Origin of the sequence: Bradyrhizobium sp. SYSU BS000235, assembly GCF_049747295.1 — a bacterium.
Lineage (GTDB): Bacteria > Pseudomonadota > Alphaproteobacteria > Rhizobiales > Xanthobacteraceae > Afipia.
This window is the reverse complement of record NZ_JBMHJM010000001.1, coordinates 3,123,743-3,148,414: the sequence shown is the minus strand read 5'-3', so window position 1 is coordinate 3,148,414 and position 24,672 is coordinate 3,123,743. Positions and strand designations below refer to the sequence as shown.

Genomic DNA, 24,672 nt, shown 5'->3' with positions numbered 1-24,672 from the left:
CGGCTCACATCGTGTCGCGAAGCAGATAAGCAGTGCAAAGTGTCCCGGATGCATATCCCTCGCTTCGGCCGGGAATCACAACCCAGGCATCCGCACGCGACAGGCTGCCGAGGGAAAGATCTCCGATGGAAAGCGGAAGCCACTTCGCTTCTTCTCGCTTCAGTAAGACGACGTCAGCCATTCCGGGTCCTGATGAAATCTTGAGTGCCAGCGGCAGCGTTTCCTCAGATATATGTCGGCCCGACAGCCGATCCAGAACCGGCAGCGCAATTGTCCACCATGCTGCAAGCGCCTGATCCAGGGCTCCCGGCAAGGCGACAACGGGACACTTTCCGGCTCGACCGATAGCCGTTGTCCGGCCCGGCTGCAGTGCGATGCCATGTGCCAAAAGCGCACTCTTCTCCGCAAGTGCGGCAACCGTCGCATCCGCACGTCCCTCACCGGTTCCGCCAATGATGAGGATCATGTCACAGCCGGTCTCATTGAGCTCAGCCGCGGCCAACTTGGCGTCACGACCAGCTGCCTCGATCGACATGACATCGGCACCGGCGCGACGCACCGCCTCCGCGATCAACAGCGCCGTCGATGAAGCGCCATTTGCCGGCGGCACATTAACGATCCGCACCAGCGGACGCCGGGTCGCCAGTTTCTCCAGACCGATGGCCCGTGCGATAACAAGATCAACCGCACTTAACATCTTGCCCGCCGGAACGGGCGCACTTTCCGCTTTCAGGTCTTCGCCGATCCGCCGGACACCTGCACCGGGGATCGTCTCAGCTATGACTTGCACCATAGGACCGATCTGCTCGAGCACCTCCGGCTCAAGCACACAATCACATCCCGCAGGAAGAGCATCACCGCTCTCGACCCAAGGCGGCAACTCATTCAACAAGACCGGCGAATAGGCCGTCGCCCCGACGAGGTCCTGTGAACGAAGCGCCCAACCGTCGCGGGTCGCAGTATTCTGCGCCGGATAAGGTCCGTTCGCTGTCAACGTCTGCGCCAAAACGTGTCCAAGCGCCTGCGATATCGGCACCTCTTTCGGCTCAGCAGGCTCACAGCGTTCCAAAAGCCGGCTCAACGCCTCTTCAAGAGAGATCAACGAGCCGGTCGCGGGTCGAGGGTTCATCGGTGACAATTACATAATCGAGGAATGGACGGTCTGTTACCCCACTCTACCCGCGATCGCAGGCCATCAGTACTCAAATTCTGCAAGGCGATCTTCCCGGGGGCGGGCACCTCAGCTTCCGCCAAGACCGAAAGCGGTGACCGGCCCTTGAAATCCGGCGCGCCATCACCGCCGCGGACCAGCTCCACATCGTGAGATGGAGCTTGATCTGCTGCGCGAGATCCACGCTCGGCAAGACAATGCGAAGCAACCCGCCGAGCAGACCAAGCAACTCGGTTGAGACACCATTACGCAACTCTGTGGCAAGTATCATGAGGATCGGTTGAGAAATGGCGCACATGTTACGCTCCTCACCCAAAAGTAAACGCGAAGGCTTCGGCACCGGGATCAAGGAAGCGAACGTCGAACGTCCTCGTCCGCACCTCGCCCGCCGGTCGCACCAGTTGATAGAGACGCGTTTGCGTAACGGTCCCGTTGCCGTCGGCATCAACGTCCGCTCCGTGGCTTTCGCCCGGTGGCTTGCCGTCGATCCGGACCTGAAAGCGCACCGGCTTGCTATCAGGCCGAAGGCCTAGAACCAGATGCAGATCACGCGCGCTGAACCTGTAAGTGATCCCGCCGCCCTCCCGATTGAGCGTCGCGAGCTCTGGTCCGACGGTCCAGTTTCCGGTCAGGCCCCACTCGTTGAGACCGGGCACAGCCGTGGTGTAGTCCTGGGCCATGTCGCTTCCGATGCCTTCCGGCGACACGAAATCGGACGCGCGTTCATAGCCGATGTAAGTCTCAGATGAGCGGACATGACCGAGGTCGGGCGCGGCTTGCGCGCCCTTGGCGTCCGGCTTGACCATGCCGGTCTCGACCTTGCGATTTCCCGCCTCTGCCAGCAGTTGCTGGATGACCTCTTCGGTCTTGTCGTAGTTGCCCTCACCGAAGTGGTGATACCGGATCTGTCCCTTGGCATCGGCGATATAAAGCGCCGGCCAATAATTATTGCGGAAGGCACGCCAGATCTTGAAGTTGTTGTCCACGGCGATCGGATAACCGAGCCCGAAATCGGCAACAGCTTTCCTGACGTTGCCGATGTTCTTCTCGAACGCGAACTCCGGTGCATGCACGCCGATCACGACGACGCCTTGATCCTTGTACTTTTCAGCCCAGGCACGCGTGTAAGGAACGGCGCGAATGCAGTTGATGCAGGAATAGGTCCAGAAATCGACCAGCACGACCTTGCCGCGCAGCTGTTCCGCCGTCAGCGGCTGCGAATTGAGCCATTCGCCGCGCCGTCGAGGGACGGCAGCTGACCCTCCACGGGCAGAGTGCTACGAAGCTGCGGACGCGGCTCATTCGACGCCATCACCATGCTGGTTCCCTCAGTCACACTAGCCTCCGGCTTCGTCTTGTTCATGTTGAATGCATCGAGCAAGGCCTGCTCGAACTTGCCCGTGCTGACGCTGGACAGACGCGCCAGAAAGCCGGTATCGGCACCGAATCCGATCGCGATAACCCCGCTCAACACGGCGATGCCGAGACCACGCCGCACCCATTCACCGGCGCCCAATGACTGCTTCATCGCCGTAAACACGCGCCCGCCAATCAGGAGGGCAATGGCGAGCGAGGTTGCAGCACCTGCCGCATAGGCCAGGAGCAACAAGGTGGTCTGCACGTTCGCGCCCTGAAGAGCCGCGCCCGTCAGCACCAAGCCAAGAATCGGCCCGGCACAGGGCGCCCAGAGCAGACCGGTCGCGATACCAAGCAGCAGCGAACTCCCGACCGTCGCGGCCGATCCCGATCCATCCGTCGCATTCGACAGCCGATTTCCGAGGGCAACGATGGGTTGCGTCAAAACACTGGCAAGCTGCGGCGACAGCAGCGTCACGCCAAAGGCGGCCAGCATTGCAATGGCGATGGTCCGGCCAAATTCATTGGCATGTACTGCCCAGCTGCCACCGACCGCGGCGAGCGTCGCGACAACGGCAAACGTCAGCGCCATGCCAACCAGCATCGGCAAGGTGCTCTTGAGGAACGATTGGTCCGCTCGCGCAAAGACGAAAGGAAGCACCGGCAGGATGCAGGGACTGAGGATGGTCAGTACACCTCCAAGATAGGCAACAGCCAGAAGGATCATTGTCGTGCTCCGTGAAGTGAAGAGTGGCGCACCAAGGCGCAATGGCCGATCAGCCACTCACCGCATCAAGCGGTGCGGAGGTATCCCGGATGTGTCCCAAACCGGCGAAAATGTAACGAAGTGTGCTGTGGGCGCCGGCCTGTACATTCCGATACAAAGACCGGCAGAAGGCTTCGTTTTCACGGCGCCCCCCCCCGGTTGCGGCAACAATTTCGTCCGCCAGTGTGTCCTGCTATTCGGCGGATACATTGCCTTACAATTCTCTGGACCGGCTTTTTCCACCCAACGGGAATTGATGCTAAATCATTGGACAGGCCGAACTGAAGGTGGAGACCGATGGATCACGTTGATCACATCCTGATTGTTGATGACGACCGCGAGATCCGGGAGCTGGTGTCGAGCTATCTCAAAAAAAATGGCCTGCGCGTCAGCCTGGCCGCCGACGGCCGGCAGATGCGGTCGTTCCTGGAAGCCGACTCCGTCGACCTGATCGTGCTCGATATCATGATGCCAGGCGACGACGGCCTGGTTCTTTGCCGTGAGCTGCGCGCCGGCAAGCACAAGACAACGCCGATCCTGATGCTGACCGCGCGGTCGGACGAAACCGACCGCATTGTCGGACTGGAAATGGGCGCGGATGATTATCTCGCGAAGCCTTTTGCGGCACGCGAACTGCTTGCCCGCATCAAGGCCGTCCTGCGCCGCACCCGCATGCTGCCCCCCAACCTTCAAGTGACCGAGGTCGGTCAACTGCTGGCATTCGGCGATTGGCAGCTCGACACCACCGCGCGCCATCTGCTCGACAAGAACGGCACAGCGATTGCCCTCAGCGGTGCGGAATACCGCCTGCTGCGGGTCTTCGTCGATCATCCGCAACGCGTGCTCAACCGCGACCAGCTCCTGAACCTGACGCAAGGCCGCGAGTCGGAGTTGTTTGACCGCTCCATCGATCTTCTTGTCAGCCGGCTGCGTCAGCGCCTGAATGACGACGCGCGGGAGCCGGCCTACATCAAAACGGTCCGCAGCGAAGGCTATGTCTTCGCCGTGCCGGTCGAAATCCGCGAGAGCCGGCAATGAGCGCGACGGCTGCATTGCAGCGGATCCAGCTTTGGCCACGCACGCTGGGCGCGAGGCTGTTCCTGATTCTGCTCACCGGCCTGATCATTGCGCACGCGCTGTCTTTCAGCGCTCTGTTTCTGGAGCGCTATATGGCAGCCAAGACAGTGATGCTGGGCACGCTGGAAAAGGACGTCGCGACATCCATCGCTATTCTTGATCGCTTGCCGGCGAATGAGCGAGCCGATTGGGTTGCACAGCTCGATCGCGGGACGTACCGGTTCGTGCTCGGCCCCGGTCTCGCCGGCATTCCGGATATGAGCGAGCGCGGCGCGGAGATCGCCGCAAAAATACGCGAGGCGGTCGGCCACCGCTATCCCGTCGCCGTCGAATCCATTCCGGGCGATGGCAAGCGCCTTCAGGCGCACATCACTTTGAGCGACGGCAGTCCGCTGACCATTGACGTGAATCCCGCAATGATGCCGATAGCGCAATGGCTGCCTTACGTGCTCGCCGCCCAGCTCGCGCTTCTCATTCTGTGCTGCTGGTACGCCGTCCGGCTGGCGATCCGTCCGCTTGTGGATTTCGCCAATGCCGCCGATGCATTGGATCCGAACAAGAAAGCGCCGCGGCTGAGCGAAAGCGGCCCGCGTGAGGTGGCCCACGCCGCCACCGCATTCAACAAAATGCGCGATCGCATCGCGGACTATCTCGAAGAGCGGGTCCAGATTCTGGCGGCGATTTCGCACGATCTCCAGACGCCCATCACCCGAATGAAGCTACGGGCCGAGCTCGCCGAGGAAAGTGAGAGCAAAGAAAAACTCCAACAGGATCTCGCCCAGATCGAGCAGTTGGTCCGCGAAGGCATTGCCTATGCGCGCAGCGCCCACGGCACCGCCGAAAAATTCTCGAAGATGGATATCGATTCGTTCCTGCAAAGCCTGGTCTACGATTATCAGGATGTCGGGAGTGCGGTGAGCCTGGCGGGCAACGCGCATGCGCAGATCACGTCGAAATCTCATGCCCTGCGGCGCATTCTCGGCAATCTCATCGACAATGCGCTGAAGTTCGGAGGATCCGCCGCCGTATCGGTTGAGAAGACAGCCGACGACGACATTTTGATCATGGTGAAGGACAATGGCCCGGGCATCCCGGAGGATCAGCTTCAGGCGGTTCTTCAGCCGTTCTATCGCCTCGAACGGTCGCGAAGTCGCGATACCGGCGGTACGGGTCTTGGCCTTGCGATTGCGCATCAACTTGCAATCGCGATCGGCGGATCATTGACTTTGAGCAACCACCCGGATGGAGGGTTGGTGGCAACTGTTTTACTGAGCAGCAAAGGCGACCGGGTGAATTAACTTCCCCGGCCGCCCGGATCGTTTTGATCAGAATAACTGCTGTTACTTTCTCACAGCGGGCGCGTTGTCGGCAAAAGCAGGAATCGCGCGGAGGTTTGAAACGATCTCGGCAATGTTTGGCCACTGGCTCAGATCGATGCCTGCGCGTTCGGTGTTGATTGCCTGCGGGAAGAGAAAGATGTCGGCGACCGATGGCTGGTCGCCGGCGACAAACGGACCGGTTCTGCGGCCAGCTATCGTCGCTTCAACGGCCGTCAGCCCTTCCCTGATCCAGTGACGATTCCAGTCCGCAATGCCGTTCGCCTCAACGCCTGGAATGGCGCTCAGCCGCAAAGCCACGCGGGGCGGCAACAGCGCATGAATTTCGGATGCAATCGCGAGCGCCACGGACCGTGACAGCGCCCTTGCCTCCAGCTTTGCAGGCAACAGCGGCGGCTCCGGATGAAAGTCGTTGAGATATTCAATGATCGCGAGCGATTGGGTGATCAACGTACCCTCGTCAGTCAACAACGCCGGCACCAGTCCTTGCGGATTGACCTTGCGATACTCGGGCTGGCGGCTTTCCGCGTCCGCGCCGAAAATGTTCACAGATTGCGTCTCCACGTTAAGGCCCTTCAGGGCCAGAGCAATCCGCACCCGTGAGGTCGCGGAGGAGACTTCGTTCGCATAGAGCTTCATGGTCGAATGTCCTGGTTGTTCTGATTTAAAAAAGGGCAGGCGTTACGGAGTGGTTTCCGACACAACCGCAGTTGTCGTTCCACCGCTCGATGGAAGCAGTTTCGCGACAATCGCAGTCATCGCCGCAGGCTCACGGGGATCGGTGTCATAAGCGCAGGGAAACGCCATTACCGAAATTCCAATGAGAGAGATAACAGCAAGCCGCATCATAAGCGCTCTCCATAACTCACGATCGTTGAATGAGGGATGACCAGCCGCCACTCCGGGCTGGCCATCGTCGTCATAGGGACGAACTCAGACAAGATTGATGACGACGTCGATGTTGCCGCGCGTGGCTTTCGAATACGGACACGTCTGATGCGCGGCATCGACGAGGGCCTGCGCAATCTCGCGATCCACACCTGGCAGGCTGACATTGAGGCGCGCCTGCAGGAAATAGCCGCTGCCCGCCATGCCCAGATCGACTTCCGCATCGACCGCCAGATCGGACGGGAGAGCAACCTTCAGCTGACTGGCCGCGAGTCCCATGGCTCCGATAAAGCAAGCCGACCAGCCGGCAGCAAACAATTGCTCCGGATTGGTCCCGCTGCCCGATGATCCGGGAGACGAGAGCTTGATATCGAGGCGGCCATCGGAGCTGCGCGATGCGCCGTCACGTCCACCTGAGGTTTGGGTTTTACCGGTGTAGAGCACTTTTTCGAGCTTGGTCATGTCTGACTTCCTTTGCAGCGATCGGGTGGCGCCAAGGCGAAAAGACCAAGGGCCAGCCAGTGGCCGCATAAAGCGGTTCAGAGGTATCAGGTATGTGTCCGGATTGATCAGAAGTGTAACAAAGTGTGGCAACGACCCGAGCGGGTACATTTCTGTACAAGCTATGCGCGCGATCATGCGCTGATGCCCACTTCTTCTCCGTGGAAGGCGGCATCGGCGCGTGTTTGAATGGGCCATGGCCGGAGAGCGACCAGGGCGAAGTCCCTCAATTGGCCAGCCCGACCGATTTGTAACGGCATGTATCCAACGGCTCGGAAGCTACATACACATTCAATTTAGACCGATCAGGACACACCGCAGATACATGGATTCGGTGTTCTCAGCGTCGGGACACATTCACTGGAGAAAGATCATGTCCGAAGAAATCAACCATCATCGCCGCCGTTTTTTCGGCACTGCCGCTGTCGCCATGACTGCTGCTCAGTTCGGTTTGATCGGCTCCGCCGTCGCCCAGTCCGGCACATCGAAATCAGCAACCCTGCCGTCGATCAAGCCGGGGACCCACACCTCGTTCGGTCCGCTCAAGCAGATCAACGCAGGCACGCTCAATGTGGGTTACGCCGAAGCAGGGCCGGCCGACGGCCCTGTGGTGATGCTCCTGCACGGCTGGCCTTACGACATTTACAGCTTTGTTGACGTTGCCCCGCTGCTGGCATCCAAAGGCTACAGGGTCATCATCCCCTACCTGCGCGGCTACGGCACCACGCGTTTCCTTTCAACCGACACGATCCGGAACGGCCAGCAAGCGGTGCTCGCAGTCGATATCATTGCTCTTATGGACGCCCTCAAGATCGAGAAGGCCGTCGTCGCCGGCTATGACTGGGGCGCGCGTACGGCCAATATTCTCGCGGCCCTGTGGCCGGAGCGCTTTAAGGCCATGGTCTCGGTGAGCGGCTACCTGATCGGGAGTCCGGAGATCAACAAGAAGCCGTTGCCGCCGAAGGCCGAGCTTGCATGGTGGTACCAATTTTACTTTGCCACCGAGCGCGGTCGGATCGGCTACGACAAAAACCGGCACGACTTCGCGAAACTCATCTGGCAACTCGCGTCGCCAAAGTGGAATTTCGACGACGCCACCTTCGATCGCAGCGCAGCCGCCTTCGACAATCCCGACCATGTCGACATCGTGATCCATAATTATCGCTGGCGGCTCGGGCTGGCCGAAGGCGAATCCAAGTATGACGACCTTGAGAAAAAGCTGGCGGGAGGCCCTGTCATCACCGTGCCCACCATCACCATGGAAGGCGATGCCAATGGCGCGCCGCATCCGGAGCCCGGTGCTTATGCCAAGAAGTTCTCCGGCAAGTATGAGCATCGGCTGATCATGGGCGGCATCGGCCATAATCTCGCGCAGGAAGCTCCCAAGGAGTTCGCCCAGGCTGTGATCGACGCCGACAACTTCTGAGAAGCTTGTTGCTCCTCAAACAAAGTGTGGCGCCGAAAGGCGCCACACGACTTTCAAGAGAGCAAGTCTAAGGATCAGCTCCGCAGACCGGGGGCTTCCTGGCCGGTGCGCTCCACATACTCCGTGTAACCGCCGCCGTATTTGTGGACGCCCTCCGGTGTCAGCTCCAGCACGCGATTGGACAGAGCTGCGAGAAAATGCCGATCGTGGGAGACGAACAGCATGGTCCCCTCATATTCCGACAACGCGGTAATCAGCATTTCCTTCGTCGCCATGTCCAAGTGGTTGGTCGGCTCGTCCAGCACCAGGAAGTTCGGCGGATCGAAGAGCATCATCGCCATCACCAGCCGTGCTTTTTCGCCGCCCGACAGCACCCGGCATCTCTTTTCCACGTCGTCGCCGGAGAAGCCAAAGCAACCGGCCAAAGCGCGTAACGAACCCTGTCCGGCCTGCGGAAACGAATACTCAAGCTGCTCGAACACGGTTCGTTCACCGTCCAGCAGATCCATCGCATGCTGCGCGAAATAGCCCATCTTCACGCTACCGCCCAGAACGACACTTCCGTCATCCGGCTCCGCCGTCCCCGTCACCAGTTTCAGCAGCGTGGACTTGCCCGCACCGTTGATCCCCATCACGCACCAGCGCTCCTTGCGGCGCACGGAGAAATCAAGCCCCTCATAGATAGTGCGGCTGCCGTAGCTTTTGTTCACGTTTTTCAGCGTGACCACGTCTTCACCGGAGCGCGGTGCCGGCATGAACTCGAATGTGACGGTCTGACGACGCCTTGGCGGCTCGACGCGTTCGATCTTTTCCAGCTTCTTAACCCGGCTTTGCACCTGGGCCGCATGCGAGGCGCGTGCCTTGAAACGCTCGATAAATTTGATTTCCTTGGCCAGCATCGCCTGCTGACGCTCGAACTGCGCCTGCTGTTGCTTTTCGTTCATCGCACGCTGCTGTTCGTAGAACTCAAAATCGCCCGAGTACGACGTCAGCGAACCGCCATCGATTTCCACGATCTTGTTGACGATGCGGTTCATGAATTCGCGATCGTGCGAGGTCATGAGCAACGCGCCCTCATAACCCTTCAGGAACGATTCCAGCCAGATCAGGCTTTCCAGATCCAGATGGTTGCTTGGCTCGTCCAGCAGCATCACTTCCGGGCGCATCAGAAGAATGCGGGCCAACGCCACACGCATCTTCCAGCCGCCGGACAACGCGCCGACATCACCCTCCATCATCTCCTGGCTAAAGCCTAGTCCCGCCAACACCTCGCGCGCACGCGCATCCAGGGCGTAACCATCCAGTTCCTCGAAGCGGGCCTGCACTTCTCCATAACGCGTGATGATGTCGTCCATTTCATCGGCGCGATCCGGGTCCGCCATCGCGGTTTCGAGTTCCTTCAACTCGATAGCCACGGCACTGACCGGCCCAACCCCGTCCATCACTTCGGACACAGCACTGCGGCCTGACATCTCCCCGACATCCTGGCTGAAATAGCCAATCGTCACGCCGCGGTCGGCCGACACCTGACCTTCGTCAGGAAGCTCCCGCCCCGTGATCATCCGAAAAAGCGTGGTCTTTCCGGCTCCGTTAGGCCCGACCAGCCCAATTTTCTCTCCCCTTTGAAGCGCCGCGGAAGCTTCAATGAAGAGAATTTGGTGACCATTTTGCTTGCTGATGTTGTCCAGTCGAATCATGTGCGCACGGAGTTCCGGGAAGAATTTGTGGCCGGACTTACGCCATGTGAGGCCTCAGCGGAAGGGCAATCGGCGAAAAGCCTATCTGCCAAAAGCGCGATCGGGTTCCTACCCCCGAAACCGCTCCCGATAGTCGCTCGGCCCTATGCCGATGCGCCTCAGGAACGCCCGCCGCATGGTGTCCGGGCTCGAGAACCCGCACCGCGATGCCACGCGCTGCAGCGGCGCTTCACTGTCTTCCAACAGGCGCCGCGCGGCATCCACACGTGCCATCTCGACGAAGTCCGCCGGCGTAATCCCGGTCTCGCTTTGAAAAACGCGGGTGAAGTTGCGCACGCTCATGGCGGCGCGCTTGGCAAGGGATGCAAGAGTGAGATCGAGAGAGAGATGATCCAGAATCCAGTGCTGCACCGCCTGGATGCGTCCCTCTTCTGCGACCTGTGCCGCAAGGTGCGCGCTGAACTGCGATTGACCACCGGGACGCTTGAGAAACACCACCAGTCGTCGCGCCACCATCAGCGCGAGGTCTCGTCCAAAGTCGTCTTCGATCAGCTTCAAGGCGAGATCAATCCCTGCCGTGACCCCGGCGGACGTATAGAGCGCGCCGTCCTGAATATAAATCTGGTCCGGAATGACGTTGGCTGCCGGAAAGCGTTCGGCCAACTCCGCTGCATGCTGCCAATGCGTGGTCGCGTGCAGTCCATCGAGCAAGCCTGCTGCACCAAGGAAGAACGCGCCCGTACAGACCGAACCGTATCGCCGGGTTTTCGACGTTCGGCGGCGCAGCCAGGCACCGAGCTGATCACTGGAATAAGCCTGCGCATAATCCGGCGTTCCGGCGACGAGCAACGTATCGATCGGCTTGGTGTCGTCAGCAATGGACGTGTCCGCAACGATCGAGAGACCACCAGCGCGCACCACCCGCTGCACGCCCGTCGATATCAGACGGACATCGTATTTCGCACCGTTCGTAGATTGACGATTGGCTTCGAGAAACGCATCGAGCGGGCCTGAAACGTCGAGCGACTGCGCGCCGGGTGGCACCACGATGGCGATTGCCTTACGCGCCGGCCTCATAACCATGCCTCCGTCCTTTCAGAATGCCTTCGCTCGCCTTCATGGTCTGGAAAAACGCTGCGGCCCAATCCGCCGCGCCTTTGGCCGGAATCGTCGGATAACGACAATTGTGGCCAACCTAGCACAGGCCTAGGTTCGAGCCATCGAAATTGTCGAGCCGGAGCCGACCCGATGTACCAACTCCACTATTACCCCGCGAACGCCAGCGCCGCAGCCCACATGGTGCTGGAAGAAATGGGAGCTGATTACGAGCTCATGCTGGTCGATCGGACGATCGATGCGCAGAAGTCCAAGGACTATCTGAAGATCAATCCGAACGGCCGCATTCCGACGCTGGTGGACGGCAATCTCGTGCTGTTCGAAGCCGCGGCCATCGTGCTCCATCTGCTCGATCAAAATCCGCAGACCGGCCTTGCACCCAAGCTCGGTACGCCCGAGCGCTCGACATTCAATCAGTGGCTGATTTTCCTGACCAACTCGCTTCAGGAAGAACTGATGATCTACCAGTATCCGGACCGGCTCACCGGCAACGATACGAAAGCGACCGAGGTTGTGAGGCGCGGAGCGGAGGCACGTGCGAGCACTTATCTCGACGTGATCGAACAGCATCTCGGCACGAATGGGCCGCTGTTTCTCGGCACCACGTTGAGTGCAGTTGATTTCTACTTCGTGATGCTGTGCCGCTGGGCACGCCCCATGACGAATCCGCCGCGTTCGCGTCCCACCATCGCAAAGTTGCTCGACAGGATTACTGCTCTCCCTTCGGTGCGCCGCGCCTATGAGGGCGAAGGCATCACCGACGAGATCTCCTGAGCAACGCCGTTTGATTTCCTTTTGGAAAGGGTACGACAGTGACAACCGATCATATCAGCCGCAACACGCCGGACCGGATGAACCTGCCCTTCGTTGGTCTGGCGACGTTCGCCGGTCAGCCGGCCTGCCAGGATTGGGACAGGCTCGACGGCGCCGACGTTGCCGTGCTGGGCGTCCCCATCGATACCGCCTCGAGCTATCGGGTGGGCACGCGCTTTGGGCCACGCTCCATTCGCGAAGTCTCGATGTTCCATGGCTTCGGGCCGGAAGGCGTCTTCGATTTCGAAGACGAGGTGACCTATCTGACCGCCGATGAAGTCAAGATCGTCGATGCCGGCGACAGTGACGTCATCTACGCCGACACCAAGCGAAGCCTCGCCAACGCCGAGCACGCTGTGCGCGCGCTGCTCGATGCCGGGACGATGCCTTACATTCTCGGCGGCGATCACGCGATCACCATGGCGACCATTGCCGCGTATTCAAATGAAAAGCCGATCCACATCGTGCATCTCGATGCCCATTTCGACTTCATCAACGAGCGCAACGGCATTACGTGGGGCCATGGCAGCCCGATGCGCCGCGCCTCCGAGATGTCCCATGTAAAAGGCATCACAACGCTTGGGCCGCACAATATGGCCTCCGTCAGCCGCAGGGACTGGGAAGCGGCGAAAGCCTACGGCACGCATGTGGTGCCGCTGCGCAAGCTGCGGGCACAGGGTGCGGCTGCTTCCCTCGCGCACATTCCCGATGGCGAACGCGTTTATGTCTCGATCGACATCGACAGCTTCGATCCCTCGATCGCGCCGGGAACGGCCACGATCAGCCACGGCGGCTTCACCTACTATGAAGGCAAGGAGATCTTGCGCGAAGTCGCGAAGCGGTTCGACGTCGTCGGTGTCGATTTCGTCGAAGTATCGCCGCCTTATGATCCCTCAGGAATCACTGCGCTGCTCGCGGCGCGCACCAGCCTCGACTTTATCGGATCAATCTTTCACGAGCGGGCCAAGCGACGCCCGTGACTGAGCGCCGCCGTGCTGGAAACTACCCGTTCGGCACGGCGGCGGCTTGGCATGCGTGATCCTGCAGGAACTCAGCCCGTCGCCTTCAACGACGTCGGATCAATCGGCAACGTCCGAACCCGATATCCGGTAGCGGCAAAGATCGCATTGGTCACTGCGGCACTGACAATGGATGTCGGCGCTTCGCCGATGCCGCCCTGAACCTCTGTACTCTTGATCAGATGCGTTTCAATCGTCGGCACCTCGTCGATGCGCATCGGTAAATAGCTGTCGAAGTTGCTCTGCTCGACGCGTCCATCCTTGAAGGTGATCGAACCATACAGCGCGGCGGTCAGCCCGAAGAGCGTGCCGCCCTGGACCTGCGCCTCGATCGTATCAGGATTGACGTACATGCCGCAATCGACCGCACAGACTATCCGCTTGACCTTCACAGAACCGTCAGCCGCCACTTCGACCTCGGCGACCTGCGACATGTAGCTTCCGAATGCGAACTGCACCGAGATCCCGCGGCCATGGCGCGCAGGGAGCGGTGATCCCCACCCCGCATTCTCAGCAGCAAGCGACAAAACACCCAGCGCTCGCGGATTGTGGCCGAGCAACCCCTTGCGATACGCAACCGGATCCTGCTTCGCTGCATGCGCGAGCTCATCCATGAAGCTTTCGACCACAAAGACATTGTGGGTCGCCCCGACGCCGCGCCAGAACGCTGTCCGCACACCGGGAGGCTCGACCCGAACATAGTCGACATGGATGTTGGGCAGTGCATAGGGCGGCTCAGCTGCAGCTTCCACAGCATCGAAATCGTAACCGTCCTTGAACAGAGGCGGAATATAGCGGGCGACGATAGAGGAACCAGCAATCCGATGCGTCCATGCAACCGGCTTGCCGCCCGCATCAAGCCCGGCCGACAGACGATCGAAATAGTACGGCCGATACATGTCGTGCTGGATGTCTTCCTCCCGGCTCCAGATCATTTTCACCGGACCATCGACGTGCTTGGCAAGCTTGACGGACAACAAGGTGCCGTCGGGCTCCAGCCTCCGGCCGAAACCACCGCCCAGCAGATGATTGTGAATTTTAACCGCATCCTTCGGCAGACCGGTGAATTCAGCAACCACGGCCTGTGTCAATGTCGGAGCCTGCGTCCCGACCCAGATGTCGCAACGATCCTTCTGCATATGAACAGTGCAGTTCATCGGCTCCATCGTGGCATGGGCCAGGAAAGGCACTTGATAAATGGCCTCGAGTTGTTGCGCCGCTCCCGCCAGAGCCTTCGCCGGGTCACCATCGTGACGGGCAACGACGCCCGGCTTTTTGGACTCTTCCTCCAACTGCTTGACGATGTCGGCGTTGCTGACCTTGCCATTCGGCCCGTCGTCCCATGTGATGGCGGCTGCCTCGAGACCCTTCTTGGCGGCGCCCATATGATCGGCCACCACGGCGACGGCTTCCTCGATGTTGACCACCTGACGGACGCCCTTCACCGCCAGCGCGGCTTTCTCGTCGACGGTCTTTGCCTTGCCGCCTAGCACGGGCGAGATTGCAACCGCGGCAACCTTCATCCCCGGCAATCGCATGTCGATGCCGTAGAGTGCACGCCCATCGACCTTGATCGACGAATCCACGCGCTTGGCACGCGTGCCGATCAACGTGAAATCCTTCGGATCCTTCAACTTGACGCTTGCTGCAGCCGGGACCGGAAGTTTTGCCGCGGCCTCGGCGAGTTCGCCGTAGCTGAGGTGCTTCGAGCCGGACGCGTCGAACACGGCGCCATTCTTGGCGTGACAGGTCGATGGATCGACGTTCCATTGCTTGGCAGCTGCTGCGATCAGCAGATCGCGACCCACGGCCCCGGCCTGACGCAACGGCTTCCAGAAGGCACGAACAGAGGAAGAAAGGCCCGTGGTTTGAATATGCAGGATGGAATTGGCGTAGAGCGCGTCATTTGGCGGCGCGTGCTGAACCTGAATTTGATCAAGTCCGACTTCAAGCTCCTCGGCCAGCAGCATGGCAATCGCGGTGTAGATACCCTGCCCCATCTCGGCCATCGGCATGACCAGAGTCACGGCACCGGTGGGATTGATCCGGATAAATCCATTCGGCGCAAACGTGCCTGTGACCTCGTTTTCGACCACTCGCGAAGCAGGCGCTGCGAAAACCGACTCGGTTCCCGCGCCGGTCAGCGCGAAGCCAAGCAACAGTCCCGTGCCCTGGAGAAAGGTCCGCCGCGATAATTCCGTTTGATTAGCAGACTGATCTTTCAGAAGAAGCTCGCTCATGATCTCAGACTCCCGCGGCTTGCTTGATCGCGGAGCGAATGCGCTGATAGGTGCCGCAGCGGCACACATTGCCTGACATCGCTGAATCGATATCCGCGTCGTTTGGCTTTGGGGTTTCCTTCAGCAAGGCCGCAGCCGACATGATCTGACCTGATTGGCAATAGCCACATTGCACGACTTCGAGATCGAGCCACGCGCGTTGCAGCGCTTCGCCTTGTGGTGTTTTTCCGATCTCCTCGATCGTCATCACTTTGCTGTCTCCGATGCTATCAACCGTGGTGATGCACGATCGAATCGCCTGCCCATCGAGGTGAACGGTGCAGGCTCCGCAGAGGGCAGCGCCACATCCGAACTTCGTGCCGGTCATCCCAAGGACATCCCGCAAGACCCAGAGCAACGGCGTGTCTGCATCGACGTCGACGCTATGCGGTATCCCGTTGATATTGATTGTGTAAGCCATAATTACCTCGAGACTTGTCACAAATTGAATGCCAATCGATCAACTATTGATGCTGACCTCACTCTGTGCGCAGCGACGAAATCGGATCACTGGCGGGAAACGACTCCTCAAGGGCTTCGTCCAATGCAGCATCGACATCGGTCGAAGATTCTGCCGGAGCTTCCGCGGTCAACTTGCCCGCTGGGTCAAGCGTCTTGCCCGTCTGTGTTTGCGCGTGACTATGTGTATGTTTGTGATTTTTAGGGGCGGTCATATCCATCATCCTTTTCACTCAATACTTGATCGAATTTGTCTCCTTTGTCACAAATATGTGACGCACACATTGCGAGATCTCATTTTGCGATAAGCGTGGCACCCGCCTCCATGAATCTTTTTCATGTGCCGCTGAACGGCATTCAACGCATTCCGCGCCGGACGATTCCAAACGCGAAGGTTGAGCCGCGCCGCATTTACAGCTGCAACGGCGTATTGCTTGGGTCATGGCTCAATGGACGGCGAGCAATATCGTTCGAGCTTTCCGTCGCCGTTGCATGGCGCAACGAAAGCTGCCTCGGAACTCAGTCTGTTATCTGGGAGAAATGATCGCGTTGGTCGGCGTCGCGCGGTCGGTAATCCGCTGGCCAAACAGGCTGGCGACAAGCTCGACGGCGACACGCGCTGTGCGTCCACGCTCATCGAGAAATGGATTGAGCTCGACGACATCCACGGATCGCACCAAACCGGAATCGTGCATGAGCTCCATGGCAAGATGCGCTTCACGATAGCTTGCGCCGCCAGGTACGGTCGTTCCCACGCCGGGCGCAATACTTGGGTCAAGGAAGTCCACGTCGAAACTCACGTGCAGCACGCCGTTGCGTTCCTTGACCCGATTGATGAGGCGCCGGATCAACACAGCGACGCCGAATTCGTCGATGTGGCGCATATCGACGATGGAGATGCCGCGCTCCCGGATCAATTCGCCTTCTAGCTTATCGACTGAACGCACCCCAAACAGATCGAGCTGAGCGGGCGTGATCGAGGCGCGTGGCTCGTCACCCAGCAACCGATCCAGCCCGGGTTCGCCGCACAGGAAGGCAGCGGACATGCCGTGCATGTTTGCCGTGATCGTTGTGAACGGTGTGTTGTAGTCGGCATGCGCATCCAGCCACAGCACAAACAACTCACGCCCTTGTTCATGCCAATGGCGCGCGACGCCGTTGATCGACCCCATTGACAGGCTGTGATCGCCGCCAAGAAACAGCGGGATCACGCCGGAACGCGCAAGTTCAAAGGCGCGAGCGCTCAACGCCCGGGTCCATGCCTGAATTTCGGTGTAGTGCCTGGCATTGTCCGGCGGCACATCGTTCGTCGGTTTCAAGTCCCTCGGCAGGATATCGCCATGGTCCTCGACGCGATATCCCAGCCCCTCGAGCACGCCGGCGAGACCCGCCGTGCGCAACGCCGCCGGCCCCATCAAGGTCCCGCGCCGCGATGCGCCGACATCGACAGGCGCACCAAGGAGCGCGATCCGCGTGTTCTCACGATCACCCATCATGAATTCCCTGCGGCATCATACAGGCTCAGGCCGCAATAGCCGCCACATGAGGGCTGGCCGCGTGCTCCTTCAGCACGTGGCCGGATGAATCGACCTCGCTCAGGGACACATCGTAGCTCCACAAGTTGGCGAGGTGCTGGACGACACGCTTGACGTCGATCTCATTTAACAGCGCTCCGTTCACAACCGTATGACGAAGCAAGAGGCGGCGGTCGCCGGCGAGATCGACATCGACGACCTCGATATTCGCATCGACGACGCCGACATCGTACTGCCGGGCCAACTGCCGGCGGATGCGGCGATACCCCTGCTCGTTATGGATGGCACCGACGCGGATGCCTTCCGTCTCAGCCGGATCATCGTGCAGATGGAACATGCGCATGTGCCGCATCAGCCGCGGGCTGAGGAACTGACTGACAAAGCTTTCGTCGCGGTAGTTCGCCCAGATGTCCCGCAGCACACCCATGACGTCGCCGCGCCCAGCAATATCCGGAAACCACGCGCGATCTTCGTCATCGGGATCTGTCACGATTCTCTCGATGTCCTGCATCATCGCGAAGCCAAGCGCATACGGGTTGAAGCCGGAGAAGCGCGGATCGTCGAAGTCGGGCTGAAACACGACGTTGGTATGCGATTGCAGGAACTCGAGGAAATTGCCGTCGGTGATGCACCCTTTTTCCAGGAGGCGCGTCATGATGCGATAGTGGACATAGGTCGCTGTCCCCTCGTTCATGACCTTGGTCTGCCCCTGCGGATAAAAGTATTGCGCGATGTGACGCACAATGCGCAGCAACTCGCGCTGCCATGGCTGCAACCGTGGCGCGGACTTCTCCAGAAAATAAAGAATGTTCTCCTGCGGCAGACCGAGCATGGCGATCCGCCGCTCAGCGCTCAGTTCAGATACGCTCTTGTGCGGTCCCGTGGGCACGGTGCGCCACAGATCGTTGAAAACGCTTTCCTCGTGGGATCGTCGCTCTTTGGCGCGTTTCTCTTCATCGCGCAGATTGAGCTTTTTCTTGCCGGGATAGCGATAGACCCCGTGAGACATCAGCGCATGCGCGGCATCAAGCGTCCGCTCGACTGCGATATGGCCGTGACGCTCCTCGCACTGCGTGATGTATCTCTTGGCGAAGTCGAGATAATCGAGAATCCCGTCGGCGTCGGTCCACTGCTTGAACAGGTAGTTGTTCTTGAAGAAGTGATTATGCCCGAACGCCGCGTGCGCGATCACGAGGGTCTGCATGGTCGCGGTGTTCTCCTCCATCAGGTAGGAAATGCACGGCGAGCTGTTGATGACGATTTCATAGGCCAGCCCCATCAGGCCTTTGCGATAGAACGTCTCCTGATGGGCGAATTGTTTGCCAAACGACCAGTGCTTGTAGAACAACGGCATTCCGACTGAGGAATACGCATCCAGCATCTGTTCGGCGGTAATGACTTCGATCTGGTTGGGATAGGTGTCGAGGCCGAGATCGGACTTGGCAACGTCCTCGCAAGCGTCATGAATTCTTTGAAGAGTCTGAAAATCCCAGTCCGCGCCTTGATACAGGCGTCCGGCAGTGTCGTTCATGGCGCGACCTTCTCCTGCTTGCTGCGGCGCTGGAAGAGTTCGTGGAACACAGGGAAAATTTCGCCACGGCTGCTCACCTTGCGGATCGACAGCGGCGCGCCCTCAGAACCCAATCGCTGATAGAGCGCCCATAGCGAGGAATCCGACGTATCGAACGGGTTACCGGTGGCTTCGCCCACTTCGAGATAGGCAAAGAACTGCGTCACCGGCAGAATGAAATCCTTCAGCAACGCGGCCGTCACGTCGCCGTCAGAGTACAGATTGTCGCCGTCTGACGCCTGAGCCGCATAGATATTCCAGTCTTCAGGACGGTAGCGTGACTTGACGATCTCCTTCATGGCTTCCAGAGCGCTGGAGACCAGCGTTCCCCCGGATGCCGGACCATGGAAGAAGGTGTCTTCATCCACCTCTTCAGCACGATCCGTGTGACGGATGAAGACAAGCTCGACATGGCGATAGCGTCGCGTGAGGAACACGTAGAGCAGCATGTAGAAGCGCTTTGCCAGATCCTTCATGTGTTCCGACATCGAGCCGGACACATCCATCAGGCAAAACATCACCGCCTGCGCCACAGGCTTTGGCGTGCTCTCGAACCGCCGGTAGCGGATGTCGATCGGATCGATATAGGAAATCCGCTGCATCCGCGATTTCAGCGACGCAAGCTCGGCCACGATCTCGGTCCGGCGCTCCTCGCTACAATCACGCATTTCCGCTTCAAGTTCCGCGATGGCTTCCGGCCGTGGCCTGCGGAGCGCTACCCGGCGCGCCATGGCCAACCTCATGGTGCGGCTGATTGAAATGTTGGTGGGCGAACCCGACACCGAATAGCCGGCGCGCCGGAGAGTCTCCTGCTCGGCTTCGGCCAGCTTTCGCTTGGCAAGATCCGGAAGCTCGAGATCGTCGAGAAAGATATCGACGAACTCATCCCGGCTCAGAACGAAACGGAAGGCGTCCTCGCTGTCGCCTTCCCCCGCCTCGCGGGACTTGCCGCCGCTCTGTCCTGAACGCGGCAGGACATCTCCTTCCACGAACTTCTTGTTGCCGGGAAGGACCATGTCGCGGATGCCGCCTTCCCGTCGAAGGCGCGGCTCATGCATACCGTCGAGCGGAATGCTGACCTCGCCTCCTTCAAGAACATCCTTGATGTCGCGTGCCTCAGAGGATTTTTTAACGGCATCACGAACCAGCGTTTTTGCGCGCCGTAGAAAACGCTGGCGATTTTCGAGACTCTTGCTACCCGGATTCAAACGACGATCGATGATGTTCATGGCCGTCCTCGGATGCGGTTCAGCCGGCTTGCTTCACCCGCATGTACCATTCGACCAGCCGGCGAACCTGGCGCTCGGTGTAACCGCGCTCCACCATACGCTTGACGAATTCGCCGTGCTTCTTCTCGGTTTCGCCATCCCGCTTCGAGCCGAAGGAAATCACCGGCAGCAGATCTTCCACCTGCGAGAAGATTCGCTTCTCGATCACCTCACGGATTTTCTCGTAGCTGGTCCAGCTTGGGTTCTTGCCGCTGTTTTGCGCCCGGGACCGCAGCGAGAACTTGACGATCTCGTTGCGGAAGTCCTTGGGGTTGGCAATGCCAGCCGGCTTTTCGATCTTGGTCAGCTCCTGATTGAGAAGTTCCCGATCGAGCAGCTGTCCGGTGTCAGGGTCCTTGAAATCCTGATCTTCGATCCAGGCATCCGCGTAGTCGACATAGCGGTCGAACAGGTTCTGACCGTAATCGGAGTACGACTCCAGATAAGCCTTCTGGATCTCGTGCCCGATGAACTCGGCATAACGCGTGACGAGTTCGGCCTTGATGAATTCGAGATAACGCTTTTCGGCTTCCTCGGGCAATTGCTCGCGGCGGATGGCCTGTTCGAGCGTGTACATCAAATGTACCGGATCGGCGCCGACCTCGGCGGTGTCGTGATTGAAGGTCGCCGCAAGCACCTTGAAGGCAAAGCGTGTCGAGACGCCATCCATGCCCTCATCCACACCGGCGGCGTCTTTATATTCCTGCACGCTGCGCGCCTTGGGATCGGATTCCTTGAGGCTCTCGCCGTCGTAAACCCGCATCTTCGCAAACAACGTGGAGTTCTCGTGCTTGCGCAGCCGCGAGGTCACGGTGAAGCGCGCCAAGGTTTCAAGCGTCGCCGGCGCGCACGGCGCGCGAGCCAATTCGGAGCCCTGGATGAGCTTTTCGTAGATCTTCTGCTCCTCCGTCACCCGCAGACAGTACGGAACTTTGATCACGCAGATACGGTCAATAAAGGCCTCGTTGTTCTTGTTGGTCTTGAAGCTCTGCCACTCGGACTCGTTGGAGTGCGCAAGAATGACTCCAGTGAACGGGATCGCGCCGATATTTTCAGTGCCGATGTAGTTGCCTTCCTGCGTGGCAGTCAGCAGCGGATGGAGCATTTTGATCGGCGCCTTGAACATCTCGACGAATTCAAGCACGCCCTGATTGGCACGATTGAGCCCGCCGGAATAGCTGTAAGCGTCCGGATCGTTCTGAGCGAATGTCTCGAGCTTGCGGATATCCACCTTACCGACCAGCGAGGAGATATCCTGGTTGTTCTCGTCGCCGGGTTCGGTCTTGGCGATGGCGATTTGCCGCAGCCGCGATGGCTGGATGCGGGCAACGCGGAAACGCGAGATGTCGCCGCCGAAAGCTTCAAGCCGCTTGTAGCACCACGGACTCATCAGGCCGGTAAGGCGCCGACGAGGGATTCCATAGCGCTCTTCGATCATGGAGCCTAAGGTTTCCGGATCGAACAGGCTGAGTGGACTTTCAAAGACCGGGCTGAGTTCATCGCCCGCCTTCAGCACATAGATCGGGTGAACCTCCATCAGCATCTTCAGGCGCTCGGCAAGGGACGATTTGCCGCCGCCCACCGGGCCTAGCAGATAGAGAATCTGTTTGCGCTCTTCCAACCCTTGAGCGGCATGTCTGAAGAAAGCGACGATGCGCTCGATCGTCTCTTCCATCCCATGGAACCCGGTGAACGCGGGATATGTCCGCACGGTCCTGTTCAAAAAAATACGGCCAAGGCGAGGATCCTTGGCCGTGTCGATCATCTGGGGCTCGCCGATGGCTGCCAACATTCTTTCCGCCGCGTTGGCGTACCTCATGGGGTCGTCTCGACACGACTCCAGATATTCCGCCATGGACATATCTGTTTCGCTTCGAGCTTCAAACGAGCGCGCAAACGCATTGAACAGAGAATCGTTGTACATGATCCCTCTCCTTGCCCGATCATTGTGCTGAGAGGCGACGCTTTCGACTTATCACTGGAACGCCCCACGTCCGCCGCGAATCAGCATCTGCATTCAGCATATATCGATTGACCGCTTTGTAAGCAGATGATTGCACGCACGACTTCGGCATCAGTGGATTCATTCGCGCGCATTTGCGGATAATCCGAGCGTATGGAACCGTAACGCGGACTCTCCTTCAAAAATGATCGTGAATGTTGCCGCTGAGCAACTTTCCGGATCATCTGGAATAGAAGGCATTCATGATGCGGGGCCAGCGCGTGCCGCTGCGCACCATTACAAAAGCAATCCGTCTTTCACGCCTGGATAGTAGCAGCAGACTCATCCGCTGCTACTTTTGTCTCATCACGTCTTGACCGGCGCCAAGGGCATCGCCAGCAGAACCGTCACGGTCTTGTTCGTCTTGTTTTTCAATGCGCGCTTTTCACCCGGCGCGATCCGGCAGGAGTCGCTTGAATAGAGCGTCGTTTCGCCGTCGGGCGTCTCAACCGTCAATTCGCCTTCGAGGACGAAGTAGATTTTTTCGATAGGCGATGCATCCAGCGACGTATGTCCACCCGGCAAAAGCTGCGACATACCTAGCCACAAGGTGTCGGAAGGACCCGCCTCACGCCCCTGCAGACGCAGACAGCGCATGTCGTAATGCTCAGGAGGATGATAAGTCGGTGCTTCTTTAAGGCGCGTTACGTGCATATTCAGCGACCCGCTCGTTCCAGTGTTGATGACGCTAGGCGACGCGGGAATCTGACAAGCGAGTCGGCAGGCCGAGCAGTTCGCGCGCCTCTCGCGGTGTCATGATTTGCGCGCCGAGGTCTTCTACGATGCGACGCGCTTTCTCGACCATCGCCGCATTGGACGGCGCCAAAGTTCCACGCGACAGATAAACGGCATCCTCAAGGCCAACGCGCACGTGTCCACCCGCCAGATAGGATTGTGCAACGCCGGTAAATGAGGACTTGCCGATACCGATCGCCGTGAACTCCGCATCCGCGGGCAGCATGTTTCGGGCGTAGATCACGGTCTCAGGACTCGGCTGGAAGCCGTAGCGGACCCCCATCACGAACGAACACAGGATGGGTCCAGTCAAGGACCCGTCTGCCAGCATGTCATTCATCAGCGCGATGTCGCCGGAATCGAACAGCTCGACCTCCGGTTTCACGCCAGCCTCGCGCATCACCTTGGCCATGCGGCGGACGTTGGTGGGGGTGTTGATCACGACTTCCTTGCCGGAATTCATAGTGTTCAGGTCAATGGTACAAATCTCAGGCTTAAGGACTGCGATGTGCTCCACGCGCTTCTCCGGCACCATCAATGTGGTCCCCGGTGCCGCGACGCGCGGCTCGTCCGGCGACGGCACGAAGCGCCCGCCCGGTCCCGTGGTGATGTTGAGGATCAACTGCGTGTTCTTCGCGCGGATGCGTTCGACCACATCGCGATAATAGCCAAGTTCCATGGAGGGCTTGCCGGTTGCCGGATCCCGCACATGAATATGGACGATCGCAGCTCCGGCTTCCGCCGCGCCAAGACACGCGTCAGCAATCTCCTCCGGTGTGATGGGCAGATGCGGCGTCTGCTCGGGTGTGGTCAGATTGCCGGTCACGGCACAGGTGATGAAGATCTTGTCGCGGGGATTACGCATGTTGCGATCCTTCCTTAGAGAGCTCTGCCGCCGTCGACGACAATATTTGTTCCGGTCGAAAATCCGAGGTGTGTCGCACAAGCGAGGATGGCTTGGGCGACGTCGTCAGCAGTGGCGACGCGTTTCAACGGCGTGGTCGCACTCGTCTTGGCGTTGAAGTCTGCGCCGCGCCCCGGAACGAAGCCTGTGTCGACCACGCCGGGCGACACGCCCAGCACCCTGACTTCCGGCGCGAGCACCCGCGCCAGCGATTTCGTCATGACGTCGATACCAGCCTTGGCAGCGCAGTAAGCGATCGAAGATCCGGTCCCGGTCGATCCGGCGATGGAAGATACCGACACGATCAGGCCGTCGCCGGATGCCTTGAGCAGCGGAGCGAAGGTGCGGATTGCTGCAAACTGCCCGCGCCAATTGACCGCAAACATCCGGTCGATCAGGTCGTCATCCAGTGCATCAAGATCGGCATGAGGCACGGGCTTGGTGAAACCCGCGCTGTTGACCAGAATATCGAGCCGCCCATACTGCGCGCTGATCTTATCCTTCAGGGCAATCAACGTCTTCGTATCCGCAACGTCCGCAGCAACCGCGGCGTGCCCTTTGCCTTCCAGCGTCGACAGCAGCTCATTGGCCTGCCGCGCCTTGTCGCCTCCGTCACGATGGGTGATGACGACGTGCGCTCCGGACGTGGCGAAGCATCGCGCCGCCGCGGCACCAATGCCGCCGCTTCCTCCGGTGATCAATGCAACCTTGCCTGCGAGAGATATTGGGTAGGACATTGTTATGACTCTTTTT

Annotated in this window: 21 protein-coding genes and 1 pseudogene; 5 read left to right on the top strand and 17 right to left on the bottom strand. The window is 59.5% G+C overall.

Annotation, left to right across the window (positions count from 1 at the left end; genetic code table 11):
• Positions 1 to 4 precede the first annotated feature (4 nt).
• Positions 5 to 1,129, bottom strand: coding sequence for a molybdopterin-binding protein (locus tag ACP0KA_RS14690; protein WP_424629487.1), 1,125 nt, complete (start codon positions 1,127 to 1,129; stop codon positions 5 to 7).
• A gap of 350 nt (positions 1,130 to 1,479) precedes the next feature.
• A pseudogene (locus ACP0KA_RS14685) lies at positions 1,480 to 3,254 on the bottom strand (cytochrome c biogenesis protein DipZ).
• 336 nt (positions 3,255 to 3,590) lie between these two features.
• Here ACP0KA_RS14685 and ACP0KA_RS14680 point away from each other — a divergent pair.
• Positions 3,591 to 4,331, top strand: coding sequence for a response regulator (locus ACP0KA_RS14680; RefSeq protein WP_424629486.1), 741 nt, complete (start codon positions 3,591 to 3,593; stop codon positions 4,329 to 4,331).
• Positions 4,328 to 5,668, top strand: a complete 1,341-nt coding sequence (locus ACP0KA_RS14675) for a sensor histidine kinase (protein ID WP_424629485.1) — start codon at positions 4,328 to 4,330, stop codon at positions 5,666 to 5,668. The genes ACP0KA_RS14680 and ACP0KA_RS14675 overlap by 4 nt, the downstream gene beginning before the upstream one ends.
• Positions 5,669 to 5,710: 42 nt before the next feature.
• Here the strand turns inward: ACP0KA_RS14675 and maiA are convergent, their stop codons facing one another.
• From maiA to ACP0KA_RS14660, 3 genes are all read right to left on the bottom strand, one after another.
• The gene (maiA, locus tag ACP0KA_RS14670; protein ID WP_424629484.1) at positions 5,711 to 6,346 is read right to left on the bottom strand and encodes a maleylacetoacetate isomerase; all 636 of its coding nucleotides are present in this window, start codon (positions 6,344 to 6,346) and stop codon (positions 5,711 to 5,713) included.
• 42 nt (positions 6,347 to 6,388) lie between these two features.
• Positions 6,389 to 6,556 carry a hypothetical protein gene (locus ACP0KA_RS14665; RefSeq protein WP_424629483.1) on the bottom strand — a complete coding sequence of 56 codons (168 nt, stop codon included), beginning with the start codon at positions 6,554 to 6,556 and terminating at the stop codon, positions 6,389 to 6,391.
• 84 nt (positions 6,557 to 6,640) lie between these two features.
• Positions 6,641 to 7,057, bottom strand: coding sequence for an organic hydroperoxide resistance protein (locus ACP0KA_RS14660; RefSeq protein ID WP_424629482.1), 417 nt, complete (start codon positions 7,055 to 7,057; stop codon positions 6,641 to 6,643).
• Between the two features lie 412 nt (positions 7,058 to 7,469).
• On the opposite strand from ACP0KA_RS14660, the gene ACP0KA_RS14655 reads away from it, so the two are divergent.
• A complete protein-coding gene (locus ACP0KA_RS14655; RefSeq protein WP_424629481.1) occupies positions 7,470 to 8,522 on the top strand; it encodes an alpha/beta fold hydrolase in 1,053 nt (350 codons plus the stop codon).
• A 74-nt stretch (positions 8,523 to 8,596) separates the two neighbouring features.
• Here ACP0KA_RS14655 and ACP0KA_RS14650 read toward each other — a convergent pair whose 3' ends face one another.
• Both ACP0KA_RS14650 and ACP0KA_RS14645 read right to left on the bottom strand, forming a co-directional pair.
• Complete coding sequence (locus tag ACP0KA_RS14650) at positions 8,597 to 10,219, bottom strand: ABC-F family ATP-binding cassette domain-containing protein (RefSeq protein WP_424629480.1); 1,623 nt, start codon at positions 10,217 to 10,219, stop codon at positions 8,597 to 8,599.
• 108 nt (positions 10,220 to 10,327) lie between these two features.
• Complete coding sequence (locus ACP0KA_RS14645; RefSeq protein WP_424629479.1) at positions 10,328 to 11,302, bottom strand: GlxA family transcriptional regulator; 975 nt, start codon at positions 11,300 to 11,302, stop codon at positions 10,328 to 10,330.
• Between the two features lie 165 nt (positions 11,303 to 11,467).
• On the opposite strand from ACP0KA_RS14645, the gene ACP0KA_RS14640 reads away from it, so the two are divergent.
• A complete protein-coding gene (locus tag ACP0KA_RS14640) occupies positions 11,468 to 12,109 on the top strand; it encodes a glutathione S-transferase family protein (RefSeq protein WP_424629478.1) in 642 nt (213 codons plus the stop codon).
• Positions 12,110 to 12,147: 38 nt separating this feature from the next.
• Positions 12,148 to 13,128 (top strand): agmatinase, encoded by a 981-nt coding sequence (locus tag ACP0KA_RS14635; RefSeq protein WP_424629477.1) that lies wholly within the window; start codon positions 12,148 to 12,150, stop codon positions 13,126 to 13,128.
• 71 nt (positions 13,129 to 13,199) lie between these two features.
• On the opposite strand, the gene ACP0KA_RS14630 is transcribed toward ACP0KA_RS14635, so the two are convergent.
• The 10 genes from ACP0KA_RS14630 to ACP0KA_RS14585 all read right to left on the bottom strand — a co-directional run bounded on the left by ACP0KA_RS14630 (position 13,200) and on the right by ACP0KA_RS14585 (position 24,656).
• Positions 13,200 to 15,407: a molybdopterin cofactor-binding domain-containing protein gene (locus tag ACP0KA_RS14630; RefSeq protein WP_424629476.1), complete on the bottom strand. Its 2,208-nt coding sequence runs from the start codon at positions 15,405 to 15,407 to the stop codon at positions 13,200 to 13,202.
• A gap of 4 nt (positions 15,408 to 15,411) precedes the next feature.
• Entirely contained in the window at positions 15,412 to 15,867 is a 456-nt protein-coding gene (locus tag ACP0KA_RS14625; protein ID WP_424629475.1) for a (2Fe-2S)-binding protein, read from the bottom strand.
• Between the two features lie 58 nt (positions 15,868 to 15,925).
• A complete protein-coding gene (locus ACP0KA_RS14620) occupies positions 15,926 to 16,129 on the bottom strand; it encodes a hypothetical protein (protein ID WP_424629474.1) in 204 nt (67 codons plus the stop codon).
• 303 nt (positions 16,130 to 16,432) lie between these two features.
• Positions 16,433 to 17,398 (bottom strand): arginase, encoded by a 966-nt coding sequence (rocF, locus tag ACP0KA_RS14615; RefSeq protein WP_424629473.1) that lies wholly within the window; start codon positions 17,396 to 17,398, stop codon positions 16,433 to 16,435.
• Positions 17,399 to 17,426: 28 nt separating this feature from the next.
• On the bottom strand, positions 17,427 to 18,971 hold the full coding sequence (locus ACP0KA_RS14610) for a SpoVR family protein (protein WP_424629472.1): 1,545 nt from the start codon (positions 18,969 to 18,971) through the stop codon (positions 17,427 to 17,429).
• Positions 18,968 to 20,239, bottom strand: coding sequence for a YeaH/YhbH family protein (locus tag ACP0KA_RS14605; protein WP_424629471.1), 1,272 nt, complete (start codon positions 20,237 to 20,239; stop codon positions 18,968 to 18,970). The genes ACP0KA_RS14610 and ACP0KA_RS14605 overlap by 4 nt, the downstream gene beginning before the upstream one ends.
• Positions 20,240 to 20,258: 19 nt before the next feature.
• The gene (locus tag ACP0KA_RS14600) at positions 20,259 to 22,202 is read right to left on the bottom strand and encodes a PrkA family serine protein kinase (protein WP_424629470.1); all 1,944 of its coding nucleotides are present in this window, start codon (positions 22,200 to 22,202) and stop codon (positions 20,259 to 20,261) included.
• A 384-nt stretch (positions 22,203 to 22,586) separates the two neighbouring features.
• Positions 22,587 to 22,877 carry a cupin domain-containing protein gene (locus ACP0KA_RS14595; protein WP_424629469.1) on the bottom strand — a complete coding sequence of 97 codons (291 nt, stop codon included), beginning with the start codon at positions 22,875 to 22,877 and terminating at the stop codon, positions 22,587 to 22,589.
• 91 nt (positions 22,878 to 22,968) lie between these two features.
• Positions 22,969 to 23,880, bottom strand: a complete 912-nt coding sequence (locus tag ACP0KA_RS14590) for a 3-keto-5-aminohexanoate cleavage protein (RefSeq protein ID WP_424629468.1) — start codon at positions 23,878 to 23,880, stop codon at positions 22,969 to 22,971.
• Between the two features lie 14 nt (positions 23,881 to 23,894).
• A complete protein-coding gene (locus tag ACP0KA_RS14585; protein ID WP_424629467.1) occupies positions 23,895 to 24,656 on the bottom strand; it encodes an SDR family NAD(P)-dependent oxidoreductase in 762 nt (253 codons plus the stop codon).
• Positions 24,657 to 24,672 lie beyond the last annotated feature (16 nt).

Coding starts and splice junctions, on each gene's coding strand:
- ACP0KA_RS14690 (WP_424629487.1), bottom strand. CDS start 1,129: ATGAACCCTCGACCCGCGACCGGCTCGTTGATCTCTCTTGAAGAGGCG.
- ACP0KA_RS14680 (WP_424629486.1), top strand. CDS start 3,591: ATGGATCACGTTGATCACATCCTGATTGTTGATGACGACCGCGAGATC.
- ACP0KA_RS14675 (WP_424629485.1), top strand. CDS start 4,328: ATGAGCGCGACGGCTGCATTGCAGCGGATCCAGCTTTGGCCACGCACG.
- maiA (WP_424629484.1), bottom strand. CDS start 6,346: ATGAAGCTCTATGCGAACGAAGTCTCCTCCGCGACCTCACGGGTGCGG.
- ACP0KA_RS14665 (WP_424629483.1), bottom strand. CDS start 6,556: ATGATGCGGCTTGCTGTTATCTCTCTCATTGGAATTTCGGTAATGGCG.
- ACP0KA_RS14660 (WP_424629482.1), bottom strand. CDS start 7,057: ATGACCAAGCTCGAAAAAGTGCTCTACACCGGTAAAACCCAAACCTCA.
- ACP0KA_RS14655 (WP_424629481.1), top strand. CDS start 7,470: ATGTCCGAAGAAATCAACCATCATCGCCGCCGTTTTTTCGGCACTGCC.
- ACP0KA_RS14650 (WP_424629480.1), bottom strand. CDS start 10,219: ATGATTCGACTGGACAACATCAGCAAGCAAAATGGTCACCAAATTCTC.
- ACP0KA_RS14645 (WP_424629479.1), bottom strand. CDS start 11,302: ATGGTTATGAGGCCGGCGCGTAAGGCAATCGCCATCGTGGTGCCACCC.
- ACP0KA_RS14640 (WP_424629478.1), top strand. CDS start 11,468: ATGTACCAACTCCACTATTACCCCGCGAACGCCAGCGCCGCAGCCCAC.
- ACP0KA_RS14630 (WP_424629476.1), bottom strand. CDS start 15,407: ATGAGCGAGCTTCTTCTGAAAGATCAGTCTGCTAATCAAACGGAATTA.
- ACP0KA_RS14625 (WP_424629475.1), bottom strand. CDS start 15,867: ATGGCTTACACAATCAATATCAACGGGATACCGCATAGCGTCGACGTC.
- ACP0KA_RS14620 (WP_424629474.1), bottom strand. CDS start 16,129: ATGATGGATATGACCGCCCCTAAAAATCACAAACATACACATAGTCAC.
- rocF (WP_424629473.1), bottom strand. CDS start 17,398: ATGGGTGATCGTGAGAACACGCGGATCGCGCTCCTTGGTGCGCCTGTC.
- ACP0KA_RS14610 (WP_424629472.1), bottom strand. CDS start 18,971: ATGAACGACACTGCCGGACGCCTGTATCAAGGCGCGGACTGGGATTTT.
- ACP0KA_RS14605 (WP_424629471.1), bottom strand. CDS start 20,239: ATGAACATCATCGATCGTCGTTTGAATCCGGGTAGCAAGAGTCTCGAA.
- ACP0KA_RS14600 (WP_424629470.1), bottom strand. CDS start 22,202: ATGTACAACGATTCTCTGTTCAATGCGTTTGCGCGCTCGTTTGAAGCT.
- ACP0KA_RS14595 (WP_424629469.1), bottom strand. CDS start 22,877: ATGCGCTGTCTGCGTCTGCAGGGGCGTGAGGCGGGTCCTTCCGACACC.
- ACP0KA_RS14590 (WP_424629468.1), bottom strand. CDS start 23,880: ATGCGTAATCCCCGCGACAAGATCTTCATCACCTGTGCCGTGACCGGC.
- ACP0KA_RS14585 (WP_424629467.1), bottom strand. CDS start 24,656: ATGTCCTACCCAATATCTCTCGCAGGCAAGGTTGCATTGATCACCGGA.